Origin of the sequence: Halalkalicoccus sp. CG83 (assembly GCF_037081715.1) — an archaeon.
Lineage (GTDB): Archaea > Halobacteriota > Halobacteria > Halobacteriales > Halalkalicoccaceae > Halalkalicoccus > Halalkalicoccus ordinarius.
Map to the genome: position 1 here is coordinate 649,183 of NZ_JAZDDH010000001.1, position 21,592 is coordinate 670,774.

Below are 21,592 nucleotides of genomic sequence, written 5' to 3' on the forward strand. Positions count from 1 at the left end.
TGTTAGAGCCAGAAACTGACGCCGGGTCTGGCTGCTATGTGGTGTGTTATTCATATAATTTTTGTGAATGTTAGCGGATGATCAGCATCTGATCCGGTTCGGTCGTATCTGTGGTCTGACGACGTAACGACGTACTTATCGTACGTACTCGGGTGTCTCCCGTTTCGGAAGGAACGCACCCGGAGCAGCGGTCTGTTTCGCGATCGTTGCGACACGAAGCATGAAGGAGAGTAGAATCGCCAGGGGAGCAAACGCCACCGACAGTCCAAAGCTCACACCGATCTGGAGCACCAGAGGGTGATGAGGCGACGGATCGCCTGTAGCGAACAGCATTACCAGAAACATCGAGACTACGAACGCGACCGTTCCACTCACAGCGATCAGGCGTGATAGATTCGACAGTTCCTGTTGAATATATATGGCTTTGAAGTACTGTCGCAGAACGTCCAGCGAAAGGGACAGCTCTTGGAGGTCGTCAAGCAGATCGATGGCGCTGTCCGATAACGTATCGTCATACTTCTTCTGCAGTCTTCGGGCGACGTTGACGTTTTTCGAGTACGTGTCCCCGATCATCGGGAGGAGAACCTCAATTAACGAGAGATTGGCGTCGGCCAACTGATCATCCATCTCCTCGACATGCGAACGGGTCATGCGGGTATATCTGCAGATGTCCTCGAGCAGCTCTCCTTCTCCGGTGTGGGAATCAGAGACAACTTGTCGTAGCGCAATTGCCCGGTCGGAAACCAGTTCGACGACCTGTGCGAGAAACAGGGCCGGATCGGTCGGTGCAACTGGTTCATCTGCGATCATCTTCTGGAGGTCGACGCGAAACTCATGGACGCTATCAATGCGTTCGCGAAGGCCAGCAGGAGTCTCGAACAAACGGGAAACGGTGAGTTGGTTCACTGAGATCACGATCGGGACGAACGAGAACAACCCCGCGATTATAGTGCTGAACATCGTCGTAACGAACCGACTCTCTCTGACCCCGATCACGTTCGTGAGGGTGAGTAGAAGCGACAGAACGAACACCGCTCCTACTAAGAGACCGACGATGATCCACCTATCACCCTCCAGCAAAGCCCACCGGCGGAATCGATTCTGCCGTTCCTTATCGGTGATGAGGGTACCAACGATTAGCAGTCCAACCACCAGCGCACGTCCGGTTATCCAGAGGATCTTCGTGCTGATGATGGATATACGTAGGAGAATGGATCCTTTCGAACCGAGATCCGGTATGAGATTAGTGCTTATTTCTGGACCTTCTCCTGGTGGTGTCGTAGCGTTTTCTTCGCCATCACCGTTGTTTTCGTCTATCATGTATATATTGTGTAGAGAATCGTCCGAAGGGATGGACCGTTGCCTTGGAATATCACTGAAATGACTTCGGCCGCACCGGTGAGGTTGGTGAGCAAGGTCGCGAGAACGAGAATCGAAACGGTAAGGCTGATCACTCGAACGAGCATCTTGCTTCGAGCCTTGCGTAGTTCCAACCAACTTTCGGGGTGATACCCCAGATACCAGAAACTGATAATAGCTGCAAGGTTGATCGAGAGTACGTTGATTAGAACCACTAAGCCCGATCCAACTGCGATGACCGGTTCAAACCAGGCGATCCCGACGCCCATAACTCCAAGCGGCGGTACGAGCGCAGCGGCGATCATCACACCAACGAGACCGACCTCGGCACCTGTCGAGAGACTAAGAGCTCCTGCAACTCCTGCACTGAGTGCAACGATGATCAACAGGGCACCCGGTGCGGTGTGGGTACTGAGCTGGTGAACGGCTTCGATGGACACTTCAGAGGAAACGAACGACGTAAATCGAAGGAGGAGAGCGAAGACGGTCGCGCTAACCATCCCGAGCGCGCTCCCAGTAAGCTGATATCGTATACTCTCGTTGAAGAGTACGTTGTCATCGATAACTGTTGCCACACTGGTGGCCATCGGAGGCCCTATGAGCGGTGCAATCACCATCGAACCGACCAATACGGCCATCGATTCGAGTAGAACACCAGCCGTAGCAATGATAGCACTGATGACCGTCATCAGACCGTAGATGGTGAAGTCCGGAATTAGATCGGCCGCTTTGGAGTGGAGTTCTCCCCGCGAAATACCCTGATATCCGAGTCCTTCGACCTGGCTATAGGGATCTTCGCTTTCGGTTCCGGTGGGTACAACGGCTTCCGGGTCCACTAGAACTATATAGACACGATCCTCCAGTCCGAGTTCATTGAGATCTTCGCGAACCGCTTCAACGCTAGGGGCCGGTACTGGGCAGGAGATCATCGCAGCGGCACTAGCGTCAGTACTGGAATCGGAGATTACATAATCCAAATCATTGCCATCTAGTACCTCAAGGATCGTACTAGGCATCTCTTCGCCCGTGACTAGAATCTTCAATACCCGCATGTCCTTTATTTTCATCAGAAAATATAGGTAATTATACTCACATCTATCTCAGATAGAGCATTTCGGAACGAAGTATCCATTCGTGAAATCGTTCAGTCGACGAGGAATGGACGGTGTTTTCTGTCAAATCTTTCGATACATTCCTCTCTACACAAGGATCTATTCAATAGATGAAGGTTGTTTGGAGCTACATCTCTCTAACTCATTGACTTAGAGCGTGAGAAACCAATGTGTTGTATCCAGTCGACACCGATATGTCCCGATTGATAGAGACATCGCTGCTCAAATCAAGGAGTCATTCGTACCGAGACGGTCGGTACGTCGCCTTGATCAGGTACGCGTATCCTGTTGTGCTTCCAAGGTTAAAAGCAGTATAGACTCTGTAGCAAAACGCTATGTAGCGTGAGATTTCTTCGATCGTTGCTGTATTTGAACGTTTCAGACGGCCAGCATCCGACTACGTACGTTTTGATTCCACAACAATATCCTTTGCAGCAAGGAATTTCCGCAATTCCCTCTAACCTTACTTCTACAGGACTAGGGGATCTGGGTGCTGTTGGAATTCTCTTTATTTCTTGCTGTTTCGTATAGAGGCTAGCCTCGTATGACAAGTAAGATGTGTCTTCTGAGCGCCGCCAACGAAATATCTTAACAGGGCCGGGACTACCAGCCTCGGTACCAGACATGTAAATCAATAAGCTTCTGCATCAAATTTGTATATAAACCAAAAGTGAATTATTCTAATCTATATTCAGGTATTAACACCATACAGAACGATAATTAAGCTGTGGTCCGGTACAAATTCCGCGTCAACGGTATGAGTTGCGTAGGGTGTGAACGAATCGTGCAGAACGAGATTGATGTCATAGACGGAGTCCGTTGGAGTGACGCTGATCATGAAACGGGGACTATTGAGTTCGCTGTTCCTGATCCGGAAACAGGCAGCTATGTTGAACATATAATCAATAATCTAGGATACGAGGTGAAGAGGGTGAATAGAGCCTAACGAGCCTGACAGACTGTCACAGACAGTTCGTCGTTTCTGGTCGAGGATTAGAATGCGGTAAATCGCTAGGAAGGATGTCCTGCTTGAGTGCACTTCACGACATCTGGCTCTCTATTGGAGCTTATGGCCGTGAGTCTCATAAGTCATCGCGACGTCGATATCTATCCCGTTTTGGTAACTAGTTGCCCCACGCACTAGAACTGCAGGAACGAGTCCGCGGAGATGGTGTTATCGTTGACGGGAAAGGCTTGCTTGTACAGGTCTGCTATGATATTCCTTATCTCCTCATGATGGTCGATTCGCCTATCGGTGCAGTTCGTACCACAGCGACCGATCACACTACCGGGGGCGATCTGCTCATACTTGAGGCGTCCGTGACAGTGGGGACAGCGAGGAATGCTGTGCGCATCCATCCAACTCGTCTCGTACCCGGCTAAGCGGAGGCGCTCCTGAGCGGCATACCAAATGTGAACGTCCCACGTTTGTTTTCCTGTCGCGGTGCGCTTGAGACGAGTGAACGCCAAGGATGCTTTCTGGTAGAGATCATCGTTCGGCCTGTGGTGACGTTGGTGACACCGCTGAAAGTAATTCAGCAGTGCCATTTTCGACGATCGGATCGCACCGTTAGTGAGTTCACCGGTCGGTACTCTCTCTTTGATCCGATCCTCGGGAAGGACTGCTCGTTTCCCGGATCCTCGCTCCCCATAATGTCGTTCATCTGATAACGGTGCGCCGCTTTTCGGACAGAACGCATCAATGCCAATCATGAGAATAGTGAAACAGTAGCTATTCAGAGTCAGGGACTCATCTACGCCAACTATGTAGCGTATCATCCGTTTAGCTATCCACTCCCGTATTAATTGGCTATATTAAAAAATATGCCACATAATGAAATATAGTACTCATTTCATGCATCTGTTGATTCTGGCGATTATAACTCTCTCTACAAAACCGACTGGGAACTAACAAATTGGAAACATCGTTCCGTACTGCTAGACGCTGGATTTCAGGGTTCGCTCTACGAATGTGCGATAAGCTATCATCCATAGGTTCTGGTAGTTTGGATTCGCGTCGAACGATATTGTATCTTGGACCGAGAGAGTCTACTGAACTACATAGTTTAGTGTCTTTTTACACTCTCAACTCGTCCTATCATAGGTACGCCTGATCCAGGTGACGTATCAATCCATATGATACGGATGATACCTTGATCGGTTACACTCTCGTGTGAAATGATAAACACGGTGTACTAACTAAAGGAATCCGCCGGTGGATTCTGCTCTGATCAGCGACTGTATGAAGCGACAAGTCGACCATATTTCAACGCGTGTACGCGAATCGTTCGACCGGATCCGTTGTCCTCAATGTGGCGTTCCGGCAATCCTCATAGAGAAATATCGGAGAACGGCTAGGATTATAAATAGTATGACAAAACGAGGCGACACCAAGTAGTCTGGCTGGTAGAATGAGTTTGCCGTTTCGTAACTAGTGGTATAGTAGACTTGGAATGCTTTACGTTAAGGCATTCTTTCAAATAATCTCCATTAATAACCCCCATAATGAATACTATTCATTAAAGACCGAATTCCAGAGACACACTCGAATATACCGGCGCAGAACGATACAGTAGCCCATCCTAGTAGCTATTCTTCTGAAGATACACCATCTAAGTTACAATAATCCGCAGTAAATCACGATTGGTATCCAGGCCGCCATTCGGGTTCAAGGCCCGTCCGTGAGCTGGCGGTACCCACCGCCTCAAGGAGTACTATGAGCGACAGTCAGATCCCAGACAAACAACCGAGAGGAACAGAAGAGTCGAACAATCCACAACCATCTGTAGAATTGACGGGTTTTCAGAGGGATTTGCTATTCACGATCGCCAGGTTGGAGGGGAAAAAACCGCACGGTAAGACCATAAAATATCAACTTGAAGATTATTATTCTAGTGAAATTAATACTGGACGACTGTATCAAAATCTCCGAGAGCTCACTGAGAATGGTTTCATCGAAACATATCCAATCGATGGTCGGACAAAATCCTACCACCTATCCAGTGAGGGACAAAGATGCCTCGAGAACCATTATAAATGGATGAGAATATGTCTAGAATATTGATAGCTACGAGAGTAACAGAAAATGTTAATAATAATATATAGCCGATAGAATAATCTACGATTTCTCGTCATATTGGTGCTAAAAATGGCACTTTTGAACCACTACTACTCGACTAACTTCTCATGATTGGGCAATTGGTCGCCGATATCATAAACCTCTTGATAAATATTCTCGCTCTATGGGATGATCTTCTTTTACGGAGTGTAACTACGCCGATCTAACGCTTCTATATATACTGAGGCCTGTTATTTTATCTAGGTAGCAGTATTATAAAAAATATCACGATGCTTCATTTTTAATCCCGTTGCTACACTAATTCGATCAGTAGCGTCAACCGACCCTGAACGGTGAGTGATCACCGATGCGCATAACAAACAATACGATGAAAGGTTCCGATGCTTTCTGCCCAAAAACGGGTGCACCGCTCTCTGAAGAGCGCCACTACACTGATACTGGGTTCTCTAAGCGCGCCGTGTTAAATGACGAGGCCTCCACAGGACCTGGGATCGAAGGAGAGCTAACCACCGGTAAGCTTCGATCCTCCAAAATAGCTCTATTCAATTATTTCCGCCGTTGCCATCAGCAACACTACGCCCAAAACCAGTCGCTATACCGAAAAGCACTGTTAGAACTGAGACGGCTCAAACGAACGGCAACGGGAAATCAGCAGTGGGATATTCATATTTGGTATGTCTTGGAGATGCGACTTGATATCGCGGGATACGACACACAGTGGATGCACAGTCATGCGAAACTCCGATGTCCACGGTGCAGTGGACTCCTTAAATTTCGGGAACTCATCCCAGGTGACGTAGTCGCTCACTGTAGTACCAACTGCACTAATGACAACCGCGATCGGCTCATCGAAATTCGTGAGTTATTGGCCGAACTTTATTCTCGAACTTACGACGATGTAATTGATGAAACAGAGTTTCTTCAGTTTGCTCCGTAACGTTCTGCTGATATCCTCTCCAGACGAGGTCAAGACAAAATTCGATTTGCTCGCTGCGAAACGATTACTTTCGGTTTCTTGACTCAAAAGTTGTAAGCAGGCTCATGTCGACTAGCATTTGAATGGATACCGTTGGTGAGAGTCTCGTGTTAAAAAGCGATGGTGAAGGGTTCACTGAAACGACCCAAATGCTTAGAAACCGTGGCTGCACCGTCCTGATTACTGGATCGGTTCCCGGATTTGGGAGAGAATCTCTGAGACTTTGGACGCGTGAGGGAGTGACAACGGAACCTGAACCGATACTAGTAGTCGGATCGTTAGACCAACGTGACTGGTCGAAATATATCTGTTTAACTTCCATTAGGGAAACATACGGATCGATTCATGCGATTATGACCGACTCCGCTATGGAATCAACTATTCCAAAAGAGCTTTTTGATCAAACAAGTCGTGTACGCGACGAGCTACCCGCCTTTCAGGACACAATCTGCCAAAGCATAACAAGAATAAGGTGTGCTCACAACGATCATACCCTTCCCAGACTCCACGTGTTTGTTGATTCATTTTGGCCAGTGTTGAAACGATATGAAACACAACATATAGAGACTTTTCTTGATTTACTCAATCAGATAGCGATTGGCACAAAAGCCGTCATCTGTGTTATGATCAATACAGAACATACTTCTTCTTTAACCGATTACCTTGCACCGTATTTTGATGTGAATATTGATCTCCGGAAACGTAACGGAGTTAGCGTGCAGCAGCGATGGAAGTTGCCGCTCTCAGGTCATCAAACGGATTGGCTTCCTCTCAACTCGTCTCATGATCTCAGCCGAGACCCACGAATAGCAACCCGATTCGATTGCTGAGATAGTAGGTAGCAGCCATCGATCACACAAGTGAAGAAGAGAGAAGTGTAATAAGGCAGATAAATAATCACATCTGTGATGTTCCAGATTCCTCAGGACTCACTGGAAGTGACGATACGAACGCTGTCGTGACCGGTTTCGTGCTCACTCCAGAAAACCGATCGACTCATGATCGCTTGGCCGTGATTAGTGCTGTCCTTTGTCTCTCTATACCTGTCAAACGACTGCCTCAGTCTGTTTTCTGGACTTGGTAGGGTAGTTGAGAAGATGTAGTTTCATTCTGAAGTTCACCGGCATATGAGTGATGAATCACTTTATGCCCAGTGGTGACGTGGTGATTGATTGCTTGTTCGTCGGAGCTGCGCGTAGAGGCCTCATGAGCTATAGTCGCAGACCAGCCGCATTCAGTACAGTAGTGCATGTGTTTTCAGTTGCTTCGCCGCGGTATCTACTTGGGCTCCCACTAGACAATTATGGGCTGTGGTTATTATAACCCCTAGAACCTATCATTATATTCTGTACATCTACGGACTATCTAAGCAGATCTGTAATGATCCTACCAAGGAAGAAGGAAAGCGGAATAGGGACCATACACAGGATCCTAGCCCACATGACGCGAACATCCAACGATGAGACGGTCAAGTCACTCTGTCGAGTCGAACGGTGATTCTGATCTCACAGCGTGGCGGCCCTTGGTCTGCAACTAGTAGTCCCGGATTCGCCCACCCGTAGTGACTTGGCTCTATCTCCTTGTCTGCTTGCATCGTTATGTGCCTGTTTGCTGGACCCCACCTGAGAGCCACTCTCAGGAGCCACTTCTATGGATCAGAGGATCCCCAAGTCTCACCGGGATAACCAGTAACGCCTTGCGTGTACGCCCTCCAGGAGTCAGAACAGAGGGGAGAAAAGGGACCGTCCACCACTTGGTTTCGGAAGTGTTTACCACACTACCAATGACACGGACACCACACGAGACGGGGCTGACTATTTAGTGGTGGGATCCGGGACAACCGCTTGGTTTCCGAAAGCGGACATCCCTCCCTCTGCTACACCTCTGCGTGTCGGCTTTCGCCGACATGTATTTGTAGAGAAGGGATGGTAATAAATACACTACATATTGTATAATATTAAAATCAACCAATCGTATTGTTTTCCAATACATATCCCTTCTGCTCGAAACCGCTACTGAGTACGCCCGTTCACGATTCCTGGAAGCAGACAACCGCTTCCTGCTACTAGACTGAGTATTCCGGGTGCCAACAGCGTTCGAGCGAACAGCCATCTCAGGCCGGAGTACGAACTCTTTGGTGTCGTTTTCCATGAATGAGTGCTTAGCTCCCGGAGATCGTTTTCCGAGCGAGTACGTCCCGGCGATCCGAACCACCATGCGCCGTGCCTCGTCACGAGTTCGGGCCTGTGGGCCGTAGGCGATCGACCAGATCAGGGCGTCTTCGTCGCGGATCTCGAACCGAGCGAGGTCAGCGGGCGACTCGCCCTTCGACTCGATCGGACGCACCTCGATGATCGACACCGAGTCGACGATCGCGGGCCTCATCCGTGTTGGTGACCTTGGGTGGTGGTCAACCACGGGTGTTCACGGCTACGCCTCGGAGTTCCCAGAGATAAGTCGGCGCTAATCGGCGTGTAAGCGCTGTCGGTTACGTCCGGGGACCCGACGCGGAGAGCGGGCCGAGGGCTGCGTTCGAACGGCCCGTACTCGTCCGTTCCGACGAGTATCGAGGACGGCGCGTCGTCATGGACGGTCGTCGTGGCGGTCCGCGTCCCTTCTGTACTGGTTTCGCAGATGGCCGAACGGCTCGGCGTCCGGCCACCCAGCGTTCGAATCCGACTGCTCCTCGGTCGGTGCGTTCGTCTCGGTTTCGGCCGTCGTTCCGACGGGCAGTCCGCCGTCGGGGGTGAGGCTCGAGATCACGTAGCCTACGGCGAGCGCGCCGACGATCGAACCGGGGCCGAACTGGTAGAACGTGTAGCCCTCGAACAGCTGGTGGATCGCGAAACCGACGGCGAGGGTGAACATCGCGACGTTCACCCGATCGTAGCGAACCAGCCCGTGGACCAGCGGACCGAGAACGAGCACGAGATACGCGATTCCGCCGAGGAGTCCGATGCGGATAAAGATCGAGAGGTAGGAGTTGTGGACGCTGTAGCTGCCGACGCCGTCAGCGAGATAGGGTTCGATCACGCCGCGGGTGCCCACGATTCCCTCTCCGAGCCACGAACCCTCCGTCCGGACCGCCTCAATGCCGGCGCGCCAGAGCTCGAACCGGTTGGCGGGGTCGATGGGGATGACACCGACGTAGATGCCCAGCAGCAGGACCGGCACTATGACGGCCGTCGAGATTCCGGCGACCGGGAGGAGCCGCCGATCCAACGCCGCGGCGACGTAGACACCGACCGCGACGGCGGCCGCGAGTATGCTCGCCCGGCTGTCCGTGAAGTAGAGACCCAGGCCGTTCAGCGCGAGCAGTCCCGCCGGGAGGATCGCCAGTAGCGGCCACCCCGATCGGAGCGTCCTGAGAGTGGCGGCGACGGCCGTGACCGCACCGGCGAACAGGAGCACGCCGAGGGTGTTAGGGTTCGCGAACACCGATCGGATGACCGGGAGTTCGCGGTCAACGAACCAGGGCGAGGCGTCCCCATCCCAGATCCGTACCTCGAACAGCCACCACGTGAACTCCCCGCGAACGATCACGAGCAGGCCGAGCAGCGCGAAGAAGCCCGCGACGCTCGCGACGCTCCACAGCACCGCGTCGTCGTCGACGTAGCGGGGGAGGCAGAAGAGGTTGAACGCGAGGACGAACCCCGCGTAGACGGGAAACAGTCCGAGTGACGAGTCGGCCACGAACCCGAGGGAGTGACCGAGGAAGATCCCGAACACGACCGAGAACGCGAGCAGGTAGGCAAGGTTCGTCCGGGCGAACGCGAGGAGGTCGTCGCGCACGAGGACGAACGCGAGGACGAGCGAGAAGACGAGGACGCCCTCAAGGACACGAACCCCCAGCCCGCCGAGCGAGAGCGCGAGGAGGACGATCCCGAGCCCGAAGGCGATGGCGACCTGGATCGAGAAGAGCATCGAGATCCCCTCGTTCGCGCGCTGGTCGTACTGGTTGCACGCGACGACCGCGACGAGGAGGTAGACGAGAACGAGGTGGATGGTCCTGAACGGCTCGGTCGCCCAGGTCAGCGCTGCGAGGCCGAGGGCGAGCACGAAGAGACCATTGACGACCCGATCCATCATCTATCGTTTCGTATACATCCACAAAGTAACTTCGCATCAACTGGTGAATCCGCTCGCGTGCCGTCGAACGGACGTTCGATCTCGACGGGCGGACGTCGGACCGACGTGCGAGGCGCGAACTCGATGATAACGTCGCGAAAGCAGGAGTTGAGTGCTGAGAGTCGGGATACGGGGGTGGTATCCACGATCAGGCTGATTGATTGGCGCGCGATACGGGGTTCGCCGCCGGATGGGCGACGAATCCAGATGCACGAACAGTACCTCCAGTAATAAGTTAGCTGGCCGGCGGTGACGACGAGGTCGCCGAGTCGGGCGGATCAACGGATACAGGACCGATCCCGTTCAACGATGGCACGGATGGCACCGGGGGCCGGATGAACGGTATGCAGGCGCGACTCGTCGCCGGACTGCGACGGTTCGAGAACGTCGGGATAGTGCTCGCTGCGGTCGCCCTCGGCGTCGTCGTTCCGGGGCCGGGACGGTACGCGGACGTGCTCGTCACGCCGCTGGTGGTCTTCCTGATCTACGGCTCGCTTCGCGGCGTCAGCGTCGCCGACGTCGAGAGCCGTTCCTACGGGCTCGCAATCCTCTGCTCGCTGGGTATCTCGTACGTCCTTCTGCCGTTCGGCGGAATCCGCGCGGCGGACGCGCTGCTCGCCGGGGACGCCCTGACGGGGATGGCGATCGTCCTCGCCGCGCCGACGACCGCCGGAAGCGCGATCGTCTGGACCCGGCTCGTGGGCGGCGATTCGAAGCTGGCCGCGCTGGCCTCGATCGGCTCGCTCGGGGTCGCACCCCTGCTCACCCCGGCGGTACTCTCGGCCCTCCTCGATCGGCGCGCCGTCGTCCCGGTCGAGTCGATGGCGTTCGATTTGCTGGTGATCGTCGTCGGCGGCGTCGGGCTCCTGGTCGTGATCCCCGATCGCCTGGTGAGCGAGACCGCCGTCGATCGGGGTTCGGGCGTCACGATCCTGGTGTTGATCTACTCGAGCATCGCGAGCGTCGAGGTCGGGGCGATCGACGCCGCGGGCTTCGGGGCCGTCTCCGCCGTCGTGCTCCTCCTGCTCGGCGGCGGGTTTGCTCTCGTCCGGTTCGCCGGCCACGTCGCGGGCGTCGATCGCTCGACGTATCTCCCGCTCTTTTTCACCGGCGGTCTGAAGAACCTCGGCATCGCGCTGGTGATCGCGTTCGCCTACGCGTCGGCGACGGTCGTCGTGGTGGTCGTCACGTACTACGTCCTCCAACAGGTCGTCGGCGCGGTCGTCGCGGACCTCGCGTGAACGACGAACCGGGCTCGATGTGATTTCCGTGACGAGGGACGGCTCGAACTGAGCGGACCGCGGGTTGCGTGTTCCTTCACCCGTCCTGGGATCATGTCCGCGTTTTCACGCGCGTTCCCCCGAAAACAGCGTGGATCGAGACCTCGTCCGATCCGCACGATCCCGTCGACACCACGTTCGCTACCGAAACCCACGAACCCGCCGCATCGGTCCATAGAGGCGTCCAATCGGCCGACGCAGCGCGTACGCTCGGCATTTCCGCGTCGGCCATCAACTAGCAGGAGGCGCTGGCTGGCGACCCCTGCTGGGTCACGCGCCCGTTCCCGGGGCTCCGGAACGACCCGGAACCGGACTTTCCGGTCTACGGATCGGCCGAACGAGGGGTCCCCAGGTCGCGACGTCGCCACCTCCTCGGGTAGCGTGGACGTGATCGCGAGTACACCGGAGACGTCACTCGTGACCTCGACGGACGCAGAATCAGGTGTACGTGTCGCGTCGCAACGGGACGATCAGGTGAGTTCCATGGCTTCGATCGTACACGTATGCCCGGTGTCGTGGTTGTGGTGTTCGGCCCGCGACTCCGCACCGATACGCGACGGGTGGAATCCGATCTGACCGCAGTCCTCGCACTGTATGTCGTACATGCGCTTCCACCAACGTATTCTTCACTATTAATCCTTTTCGTCGCGGCGCCGACCGAGGGCGGCTTCGCTCCCGGATCGGCGCTAGATCTCCACGGACTCGTCGTTCTCGGCGGACTCGTGGATCGCCCGGATCGTGTACATGTCCGTGAGGGCGTGGCGTCCGTCGGGGACGATCCCCTCGCCCGAGAGCACGCGATCGGCGAAGTAATCGAACTCCTCGCGCATCTCCTCGGTGGCCGTGAACTCCGTGGCGTCGATCTCGGCGCGCACCTCGCCCTTCGAGAGGTGCAGCGTCGCCTCGCCGTGGAACGCCGGGTCGAGCTCTATCTGCCCCTCGGTGCCGATCAGCTTGAGCTGTGTGTCGCTCTGGGCGTTCTGGCTCGTCGTACAGAGCAGGGGAAGATCGCCCTCGAGGGTGAGCGTGAACGAGGCGTACTCGTCGGGCACGTCCGAGAACTCCTCGCTCGGCGAGGACATCCGCGCCGTCGTCGACACCGGATCGCGATCGAGGATGAAGCGCGCGGTGTTGATCGGGTAGATGCCGAGGTCCATCACGCTGGTGCCGTAGCCGCTCAGCTCCGGGTCCAGGCGCCACTGGTCGGGGTCGGGAATCATCTCCAGCAGCGGCTGGCTGTTGGCGCCGTAGGCCTGCACGGGCTCGCCGATGAACCCGGCCTCGACCAGCTCCTTCGCGCGGCGCACCGCGGGTTCGGTCTGCATTCGGTAGGCGGTCATCAGGGGGACGTCCGCCTCCTCGGCGCTCTCGACCAGGCGTTCGGCGCGCTCGGCGTTCGCCTCGAGGGGCTTCTCACAGAGGACCGCCTTGCCCAGATCGGCGGCCGTCTCGACGTACTCGAGGTGGAAGGCGTTCGGCGTCGCGATGTAGACGGCGTCGTAGTCGTCGCTGGCGGCGCCGTCGTGGAACTCGTCGTAGCTGATGCCCCGTTCGGCCTCGTGCTTGCTCGCGAGGTCCTCGGCCTTCTCGGTCGAGGAGCTGACGAGGACGGTGGTCTCACAGAGGTCCGTGTCCTCGATGGCGGGGATCGCCACGTCGACGGTCCACCAGCCCAGCCCGATCAGCGCGAGCCGAACGGTCCCCTCGTCGGTGGTCTGCCAGTCGCGCTCGAGAAAGCCCTCGACTCCGGTTCCCAGGTCCATATCGACGTATCTCCCGAGAGCGGTAAAGTAATTCGGATCCGGGTTCGAATTTCGATCCGATCCCAGGAGGACCCAGACTCGGCAGACGGTAACCGAACATTCAGATGGCTCCTCGTCGTCTCGCCTACCAATGGACGGTTCGCCCACCAGACTGTCGATCGTCGATCTCGCACCGATCCCGGAGGGCGGGACGGCGACCGAGGCGTTCGAGCACACGACCGAGCGGGCCCGTCGCGCCGAGAACCTCGGCTACTCGCGGTTCTGGGTCGCCGAACACCACGACTTCACCGACCGGCTGGCGAGCACCACCCCCGAAGCGCTGACCGCCCACCTCGCGGCCGAGACCTCGTCCATTCGGGTCGGATCCGGGACGGTGTTGCTCAACCACTACAGCCCGTACAAAGTGGCCGAGACGTTCGGCGTCCTCGACGCGCTGGCGCCCGGTCGCGTCGATCTCGGCGTCGGCCGGGCGACGGGCGATCCGGTCTCGGATCACGCGCTCCGGGAGGACCGCAACCAGCAGGCGTATCGTGACGACCACGCCGAGAAGATCGAGGAGGTCGCCTCACATCTCTACGACGGGTTCGAGGACGACCACCCGTTCGACCGACTCAGCCTCGCTCGCTCGCGCGACGGCGTTCCGGAGATCTGGGTGCACGGCTCCAGCCCGTCGAGCGCCGCGATCGCCGGCGAGCTAGGACTGCGGTACTGCTTCGCCGCGTTCATCAGGCCCGAGCCGGCGGTGCGGGCGTTCGAGGTCTACCGGGAGCGGTTCGAACCCTCGTCGTTCGGCGCGGGCCCCGAGGAGCCGAAGGGTGCCATCGCCGTCAACGTCACCTGCGCGGAGACGGACGAGGAGGCCGCCCGGCTGCGCGCGACGACGGAGGCCTCGCGTCGGCGACTCGAACGTGGACAGACCGACCGGCCGCCGATCCACTCGGTCGAGGAAGCGATCGACGAACTGGGAGGCGTTCCCGATCCGACGCCGACTGCCGTCGAACCCGACGAGTGGCCGCGTGCGATCTCGGGCAGTCCCGAGACGGTGCGTGAGCTGTTGGGTCAGATGACGACTCAAACGGGTGTCGACGAGGTCGTGGTCATGAGCCAGCTCGCCGACCACGAGGACGTTCTCCGGTCGGACGAGCTCCTTGCCGAGGCCGTCGGCGCATCGGAGGGATGAGCCAATCGCCTCCGTTCGAAGGGCCCGTCGAAAGCTTCGACGATTCCGCCCACTTCGGGATCGCGTTACCGCGATAGATCCGCTCTCGTGTCGAGCGGATCGGAGTCCGCTCTAATCGAGGCGTAAACCCGATGGGCCCATTCACGCGCGATCGGCGAATCCGTATCGACGAACACCCGCATGAGTCCGGTGATCTCGTCGTAGCCACCGATCCCGACGCGCTCGTCGAAGATGGCGAGGCCGTAGGGAAGGTCCTCACGCGTTCGGAGGGCGAGGTGCCCGCGATCGATCGCCTCTCGGGCGCGCTCCGGGTACGTCTCGAAGAGCCTCTCGATAACGGAGGGCAGATAGACGAGCTCGGTATCGGTCTCCTCGAAGATCTGGTGGTGGAACCCGCCGAGGACGAGCGGTGCCATGTGCGTCGTATTGAACCCCCGGAAGGTCTCCGACTCGTCCACGAGCGAGACGAATCGTTCGACCGGCCGGTAGGGGTCGTCCGGTTCGGCGACGGTTATCGTCGCGTCCACGAACGGTTCGACGACGAACTCCCGATGATCCTCACAGATCACGTTGAGCAGCGGGGTCAGTCTGTGTGCGGTTCGCACGTTCGCTTCGAATCGGAGTACCTCTCCCGCGACGACCTCGCCGCGCCAGGTCAATTGAAATCGACCGTTGACCTTCTCGATGAACCCCTGTTCGTCGAGCCACTGCGTGTAGCGGTGGCTCGTTGCCCGTGAGACGTCGAGTCGCTCCTCGATCTCCCTGCGATCCAGCGGTTCCCCCAGGAGCGCTTCGAGGACCGGACCGTGGCGGACGATGTCGCCGAGCAGGTCCGTATCGACGCGGTCGCCCGCGGCGTCCAAGCGCTGGCCGAGATACCGACGGTTCCGTTCGTTTTCCAGGATGGCCTCGAAGATCGGCGAACCCGGCGGCGGACGGCCATCGTTATCCGATCGATCGTCTTGGTCACGAACCATGAGGCTCACTCCCTAGAGAGAGGATATCACGGGTAGTAACTCTATCCCGTACGCGCTCTGGAACCCGTCTCACTGGCTGAAACGGCGCTCTCGACGCCGAACCCTACTCGATGGGTGAGGCCAACAGCCATGCTGTCGTTCGTTTTCGTATGGCACACCACGTCTCCAATGAGCGGATCGAACGGTTCGAAGCCGGATTCCACGGCGATCTGATTCGTCCCGACGACGTTCGAAAGAGCGAAGCCCTTGTGAGCCCATCAGAACGGCTGCACCGTTCTGAGGACGCCGACTACGACGACGCTCGCGCGGTGTGGAACGGGATGATCGACAAGCGCCCGGCGTTGATCGCACGGTGTCGTGGCGTCGCGGACGTCATTACCGCGGTGAACTTCGCGCGCGAGAACGACCTGCTCGTAGCGGTTCGGGGCGGGGGACACAACGTCGCCGGGACCGCGGTGTGCGATGGCGGACTCGTCATCGATCTCTCGGAGATGAGAGGCGTGCGGGTCGACCCCGAGGCACGGACCGCGTGGGTCCAGGCCGGCGCCACGTGGGCGGACGTGGACCACGAGACCCAGGCCTTCGGACTGGCGACGCCGGGCGGTCTCGTTTCCGAGACTGGCGTCGCGGGGCTCACGCTGGGTGGAGGACTCGGGCACCTCCGCTGCAAGCACGGTCTGAGCTGTGACAACCTCGCGTCCGTCGACCTGGTCACGGCGGGCGGCGACTACCTGACGGCCAGCGAGGACGAGCACGAGGAGCTCTTCTGGGGACTCCGCGGCGGCGGCGGCAACTTCGGCGTCGTAACGGCCTTCGAGTTCGATCTGCACGAGGTCGGGCCCGAGGTCGCCACCTGTTTGGTGTTCTACTCGGCAGACCGGATGGCCGAGCGTCTGCGAGCCTACCGCGAGTACGTCGCGTCGGCACCCGCGGAGGTCAGCACGCTCACGTTGGCAGGCGTGATGCCCGACGAGGAACTGTTCCCGTCGGACGTGGTGGACGAACGGAAGATCGGAATCGTGGGCTGTCACGCGGGACCGGCGGAGGAGGGCGAGCGCGCGCTGCGGCCCCTGCGGGAGCTGGGTGAACCGATCGCCGACTTCAGCGGGACGATGCCGTACGTGGAACTCCAGCGACTCTTCGACGAGGACTACCCCGACGGGATGCGCTACTACTGGAAGTCGCTGTACCTCGACGACCTGTCGGACTCCGCCATCGATCGAATCGCCTACTGGACCGACGTCGCTCCCTCGCCGCTCTCGACGATCGACGTCTGGCAGTTGGGCGGCGAGATCGCTCGAATCGACGCCGAAGACACCGCGTTCGCGGGGCGATACGCGCCGTTCCTGCTCGGCGTCGAGGCGAACTGGGAACGCCCGGAGGACGACGACGCGAACGTCGAGTGGGTGCGCGACTGTCTCGACGACATGCGACAGTTCTCCGACGGGTCGGTCTACCTGAACTTCCCGGGGTTCCTCGAGCAAGGCGAGGACGTGATGCGGACCACGTTCGGATCGACGTACGAGCGACTGGTCGCGCTGAAGGACGAGTACGACCCGACGAACCTCTTCAGCCTCAACCAGAACGTCACACCGTCCGGCCGCGCACGGACCGACGGCGGGGCGAGCGATGGGTGATCACGACGGCGGCTCGGCGGTCCCGTGGCGGTCGTCGCCGTTTCCGATCGTATCGGTGATAGCGGTGATCACGATGGCGGCGTGGCTGGGCGGTCGCCCGGTCGTGCCCGCCGGATCCGGACCGGCCGTCGTCACGGTCGGGCTCGTGTTGGCGGAAGCGATCACGCTGTACGTCGGCTACGGGGCGCTGACCCGGATCGCCGGCCGAATCGCCCGGGACCTGCTCGAGGGTAACTGACCGTGGAGATCCTCGGGCTCGGCATCGCGACGGTCGCCCTCTTCGCCGGATTCGGCCTGTTGATCGGGATCCTCTTCGGGTTCTTCGGGATGGGCGGATCGTTCCTCGTGACTCCCGCGCTGTTGGTGCTGGGATACCCGGCGAAGACGGCCGTGGGAAGCGGACTCGCGTTCGTCTTCGGGACGAGCGTCATCGGGACGCTCGGACACCGTCGTCACGGCCAGATCGACTACACGCTCGCGGCGTTGATGACCCTCGGGATGACGCTCGGCGTCGGAATCGGCACGCGAGTCGTTCTCCTGCTTGAGGGGCTGGGCAGCGCCGACTTCGTCGTCGGCGTCGCCTACGTCGTACTCCTCGGTGCGGTCGGGCTGTTCGTGCTCCGGGATGCTCGTACCGACGATACCCATGCCGGGCCGACCGGAATCGTAGCCGAGATTCGGTCCATCGAACTCCCACCGACGGTGTCACTATCCGGTGGCGCCACCGTCTCGGTGTGGATCGTTCTCGCCGTCGGTCTGGGAATCGGCGTTCTCTCGGGCTGTCTCGGCGTCGGAGGGGGGTTTCTTCTGCTCCCCGCCATGATCTACGGGTTCGGCGTTCCCACTGGAGTCGCCGCCGGGACCAGCATCCTCCAGATCGCTGTTTCGGGCGCGTTCGGGACGTTCGTCTACGCCCTGTCGGACGGCGTCGCCGTCCCCGTCGTCGCCGCGTTGCTCGCCGGGAGCGCCCTCGGCGCACGCATCGGTACCGGTGCGACGCGGCTCGTAGAGGAGGCCGACGTCAAGGAGTACTTCGCGGTCGTACTGCTCGCCGGAAGCGTCGCCACCGCGGGCAAACGGGTGGGTCACGCATACGACGTCGAGACGCTCGAGGCCGCGAGCGCGCTTCTCGTCTTCGGCGCTGCAGTGCTCGTCAGCGGTGCGATCGTCCGTGCGTCGATCACGACGTCCGGGAGGAATCGGGAGCGTCGTTCGCTACGGATCCGCTAACCCAATCACTCGATCCCCTCGGTATACACCGTTCGAAACCGTTCGTATCGAACTGCCAGCGAGAGAGCTACGAGTACGGGATCAGGTTCTCGACGGTCCGTGTGAACGTCCTACCGGCGTCCTCGGCTCGCTTTACGGGCACCGCCGGGACTGGTCACTCCGTTGGTAGAAAGACTCATCCTACGATACCATCCCACAGAACCAACACCGTAAGTCCGTGACGGTACGCAGGATCCGCGAGGACGACGGTCCCCTCCGGCTCTGTGCGAATCGGTTTCGGGCCCACGCGTTCGGACGATGACGGGTCCGACCGCCGAGTCGCCTGCCTCGAACCGGATCGGCCTGCCGTGACTATCGGACAGAAAGGATATACAGGCGACCTACAGAGGGGGAGACAGGTACGACGAACGTATGATCCGAAACGGATATCCGCGACTGTGGCCGCCCCACGACTGGATCCGGCAGACGGAGGGGGAGCTGCCGACGAGAACGGGGGTCGTCGTGCTCGCCCAGTGGATCAGTGAGCACCGGGACACGATCACGATCTACCAGCACGACCCGCCCGAAGGGAAACGAAAGCGGTTCTCGGTGGTGTGGGAGCCGACCGACGATGCGGCGACGGTGACGATCTGGGGGAGTTCGATAGAGGTGACGGCGGCTCACGTTCAACGGACGTTCGAACGGGCACGAGTACGTGGGCCGGGCGACGCCGCGAGGTAGGACTCCGAGATACGGACCGACGGAACTCGGGACAGGGCCGATCGGGAGCACGGGACCGTTCGACACCGGTCAAGGCGCGTTTCGCGACCGGCATCCGTAACAACGTGGACTCGTCCGGGCCGTGTCTACGCGGCCACGGTGACGATCGGACAGTCGAGGCGTTCCCGCAGCGCCGTCTCGACGTCCGTCGTGGAGAACACCCGCCGTAGGAGCCGCCGCCAGCGGGAGGCGGTGCTCTCGCCGACGACGACGATGTCGGCGTTCTCGCCGACGATCTCGTCGATGATCGTCTCCTCGAGCAGGAACCCCGCGCGAACGACGTACTGTGTTCCGGATAGTCTGCCGAACTCGGCCTGTACGGCGCCTTGGAGTTCGGTTTGGGTGATGCCGCGGCCGTTCTGATAGAGGTTGACGTGGAGGACGGTTATCGCTGCCTCGTGATCCTGGGCGATCGAGAACGCCTCCGAGAGCGTTCGCTTCGACCGGCGCGTCAGCGGGTAGCGAACGGGGACGATAAGGCGTACCATCTCTTCCCTGCTACTCTCCCCACGAGCGTCAATCTTCCCCTTGAACGGTTTTCTACACCATATATTGGTAGTCTCTGGAACAAATCGGTCAACCAACCCGCCTACGACCGGCCGTTCCGAGGCCTCGAATCCGTCGCATCCGGGCCCTCGGCTACCGTCGGCGTGCGGCGTCGACCGGTCGAGTGTCCGACGCCGCCAGTCCGGACTCCCCTTCTCGGTCATCGATCGATCCGTCGGCTGTCATGGCCAAAACCGGTCGGGACACGAGATTCGGGATCCTCGCTCAAGCGTGCCGCCGATCTCCACCGCTCCGGCGTCGAGCGCGATCCGGTGAGGCCTCCTCTTCGGGCGAGCCGGGGGGCGTGGCGTTACCGCCGGAGCCGGTACTTCGCGAACTGCGCGAGCAGCGGAAGGTCATCGAGGTGGAGGAGCTTCGCGAGCGCCAGCTTGTCCCCCTGGTTCGCCTCGGCCATGGTGTTTTCATCGAGGCGCTGGAGATCCCGAAGCAGGGTGTCGTAGCGATCGTTGGGGGCGAGATACAGCATCTCGGTCAGCATCAGCCGGGCGTCCATCTTCGGCGCGACCTCCGTGTGCCAGAGGTCGTCGTAGAGCGAGACGTTCTCGGCCGACGTGTCGGGTTCGTTGGGAATGAGACACTGGTCTGCGGTGATCGCCGCGGCCCGCGCGGATCGCATCCCCTTGTGAATCCCCTCGCCCCACAGCGGATCGATCGTCGGCACCGTGTCGCCGATCGCCATGAAGTTGTCCGTGCTCAGGCCGCCGGGACCCTGGATATGTGCGGAGCCGCGGTGCTGTCGCCCCTCGATCCGCTCGGCGTCGCGGAACCGGGGGTCGGTGTCCAGCCAGTGTCGGAGGTAGCCGTCGACCGTCCGGCGCGTGTCGGCGTACCGCTGGTAGCTCTCGTTCTGGATGTAACAGAGGCCGACCTTCGCCGTGTCCTCGCCGGTGTGAAAGATCCAGGAGTAGCCGCCCGGCGCGAACTCGTGGTCGAGTCGGAGCATCATCGCGTCGGTCAGATCCGCGTACCCCTCCACGTCGAGATCGACGCCCTCGAACTCGTACTCGATGCCGATCGCCTGCTTCTCCCGCTTGAGGTCGCTCACGTCAAGCGCCTTCGCGAGCGGTGCGGCGGGGCCGGTGGCGTCCACCACGATCTCGCCGTATACCTCCTTGGAGCCGTTGTACTGCACGCCGACGATCTCGCCGCCCTCCGTGATCGGGTTCGAGACGCGGGCGTCGAACCGGTACTCGGCGCCCTTCTCCTGGCCGTCGTTGACGAGGTAGTTCTTGAATGCACCGAAGTCGAGAACGCCGCCGGCCTGTTGCTGAACCAGGTGCTCGTTCGGGGACTCGATCACGATGTCATCGGTGAAGTTCATCACCACCTCGTTCGGGATCCCGAACGCCGAGAGCATCGAGGGGAACGTCCCGCCGGTCGACTTGTTGCTCTGGCGCGGGAACCCGTCTTCCGACTCGGTTTCGAGGACCACGACGTCGTAGTCCCTCGCGGCCAGGTCTCGAGCACACTGTGCGCCGGCGGGACCGGCGCCGGCGACGACTACGTCGAACCGGTCGTTCATACCTGTCCAATACCTCTCCCGGT

General features: G+C 58.9%; 18 protein-coding genes. 9 read left to right on the forward strand and 9 right to left on the reverse strand.

The window, feature by feature from the left end; all coding sequences use genetic code 11:
* Positions 1–135 precede the first annotated feature (135 nt).
* Entirely contained in the window at positions 136–1,320 is a 1,185-nt protein-coding gene (locus tag V0Z78_RS03375; protein WP_336343211.1) for a hypothetical protein, read from the reverse strand.
* Entirely contained in the window at positions 1,317–2,426 is a 1,110-nt protein-coding gene (locus V0Z78_RS03380) for a TIGR00341 family protein (protein WP_336343212.1), read from the reverse strand. The genes V0Z78_RS03375 and V0Z78_RS03380 overlap by 4 nt, the downstream gene beginning before the upstream one ends.
* Positions 2,427–3,198: 772 nt before the next feature.
* Between V0Z78_RS03380 and V0Z78_RS03385 the strand changes: the two genes are divergently transcribed.
* The 3 genes from V0Z78_RS03385 (at position 3,199) to V0Z78_RS19205 (ending at position 7,356) form a co-directional block, all read left to right on the forward strand.
* The gene (locus V0Z78_RS03385; protein ID WP_336343213.1) at positions 3,199–3,417 is read left to right on the forward strand and encodes a heavy-metal-associated domain-containing protein; all 219 of its coding nucleotides are present in this window, start codon (positions 3,199–3,201) and stop codon (positions 3,415–3,417) included.
* Between the two features lie 1,770 nt (positions 3,418–5,187).
* Positions 5,188–5,535 (forward strand): helix-turn-helix transcriptional regulator, encoded by a 348-nt coding sequence (locus V0Z78_RS03390; RefSeq protein ID WP_336343214.1) that lies wholly within the window; start codon positions 5,188–5,190, stop codon positions 5,533–5,535.
* A gap of 1,140 nt (positions 5,536–6,675) precedes the next feature.
* A complete protein-coding gene (locus tag V0Z78_RS19205) occupies positions 6,676–7,356 on the forward strand; it encodes a DUF7504 family protein (protein WP_457852008.1) in 681 nt (226 codons plus the stop codon).
* Between the two features lie 988 nt (positions 7,357–8,344).
* Here the strand turns inward: V0Z78_RS19205 and V0Z78_RS03395 are convergent.
* Both V0Z78_RS03395 and V0Z78_RS03400 read right to left on the reverse strand, forming a co-directional pair.
* Positions 8,345–8,911 carry a hypothetical protein gene (locus V0Z78_RS03395; RefSeq protein ID WP_336343215.1) on the reverse strand — a complete coding sequence of 189 codons (567 nt, stop codon included), beginning with the start codon at positions 8,909–8,911 and terminating at the stop codon, positions 8,345–8,347.
* A 198-nt stretch (positions 8,912–9,109) separates the two neighbouring features.
* The gene (locus tag V0Z78_RS03400) at positions 9,110–10,612 is read right to left on the reverse strand and encodes an O-antigen ligase family protein (protein ID WP_336343216.1); all 1,503 of its coding nucleotides are present in this window, start codon (positions 10,610–10,612) and stop codon (positions 9,110–9,112) included.
* Positions 10,613–10,998: 386 nt separating this feature from the next.
* On the opposite strand from V0Z78_RS03400, the gene V0Z78_RS03405 reads away from it, so the two are divergent.
* On the forward strand, positions 10,999–11,895 hold the full coding sequence (locus V0Z78_RS03405) for a bile acid:sodium symporter (RefSeq protein ID WP_336343217.1): 897 nt from the start codon (positions 10,999–11,001) through the stop codon (positions 11,893–11,895).
* Between the two features lie 509 nt (positions 11,896–12,404).
* Here the strand turns inward: V0Z78_RS03405 and V0Z78_RS03410 are convergent.
* On the reverse strand, positions 12,405–12,539 hold the full coding sequence (locus V0Z78_RS03410) for a hypothetical protein (protein ID WP_336343218.1): 135 nt from the start codon (positions 12,537–12,539) through the stop codon (positions 12,405–12,407).
* Between the two features lie 81 nt (positions 12,540–12,620).
* The gene (gene gfo6 / locus V0Z78_RS03415) at positions 12,621–13,697 is read right to left on the reverse strand and encodes a D-xylose 1-dehydrogenase Gfo6 (RefSeq protein ID WP_409338664.1); all 1,077 of its coding nucleotides are present in this window, start codon (positions 13,695–13,697) and stop codon (positions 12,621–12,623) included.
* A gap of 130 nt (positions 13,698–13,827) precedes the next feature.
* Between gfo6 and V0Z78_RS03420 the strand changes: the two genes are divergently transcribed.
* Positions 13,828–14,877 (forward strand): LLM class flavin-dependent oxidoreductase, encoded by a 1,050-nt coding sequence (locus V0Z78_RS03420; RefSeq protein ID WP_336343219.1) that lies wholly within the window; start codon positions 13,828–13,830, stop codon positions 14,875–14,877.
* Positions 14,878–14,942: 65 nt separating this feature from the next.
* Here V0Z78_RS03420 and V0Z78_RS03425 read toward each other — a convergent pair whose 3' ends face one another.
* Complete coding sequence (locus V0Z78_RS03425; RefSeq protein WP_336343220.1) at positions 14,943–15,854, reverse strand: helix-turn-helix transcriptional regulator; 912 nt, start codon at positions 15,852–15,854, stop codon at positions 14,943–14,945.
* A 149-nt stretch (positions 15,855–16,003) separates the two neighbouring features.
* Here V0Z78_RS03425 and V0Z78_RS03430 point away from each other — a divergent pair, with 149 nt between their 5' ends.
* The 4 genes from V0Z78_RS03430 (at position 16,004) to V0Z78_RS03445 (ending at position 19,441) form a co-directional block, all read left to right on the forward strand.
* Entirely contained in the window at positions 16,004–17,491 is a 1,488-nt protein-coding gene (locus V0Z78_RS03430; RefSeq protein WP_336343221.1) for an FAD-binding oxidoreductase, read from the forward strand.
* Between the two features lie 73 nt (positions 17,492–17,564).
* Positions 17,565–17,729: a DUF7512 family protein gene (locus V0Z78_RS03435; protein WP_457852009.1), complete on the forward strand. Its 165-nt coding sequence runs from the start codon at positions 17,565–17,567 to the stop codon at positions 17,727–17,729.
* A gap of 2 nt (positions 17,730–17,731) precedes the next feature.
* Positions 17,732–18,721 (forward strand): sulfite exporter TauE/SafE family protein, encoded by a 990-nt coding sequence (locus tag V0Z78_RS03440; RefSeq protein ID WP_336343223.1) that lies wholly within the window; start codon positions 17,732–17,734, stop codon positions 18,719–18,721.
* 411 nt (positions 18,722–19,132) lie between these two features.
* Positions 19,133–19,441, forward strand: coding sequence for a hypothetical protein (locus V0Z78_RS03445; protein WP_336343224.1), 309 nt, complete (start codon positions 19,133–19,135; stop codon positions 19,439–19,441).
* 125 nt (positions 19,442–19,566) lie between these two features.
* Here the strand turns inward: V0Z78_RS03445 and V0Z78_RS03450 are convergent, their stop codons facing one another.
* Positions 19,567–19,968, reverse strand: coding sequence for a universal stress protein (locus V0Z78_RS03450; RefSeq protein ID WP_336343225.1), 402 nt, complete (start codon positions 19,966–19,968; stop codon positions 19,567–19,569).
* A gap of 368 nt (positions 19,969–20,336) precedes the next feature.
* Positions 20,337–21,569, reverse strand: a complete 1,233-nt coding sequence (locus V0Z78_RS03455) for a digeranylgeranylglycerophospholipid reductase (RefSeq protein WP_336343226.1) — start codon at positions 21,567–21,569, stop codon at positions 20,337–20,339.
* Positions 21,570–21,592: the final 23 nt, after the last annotated feature.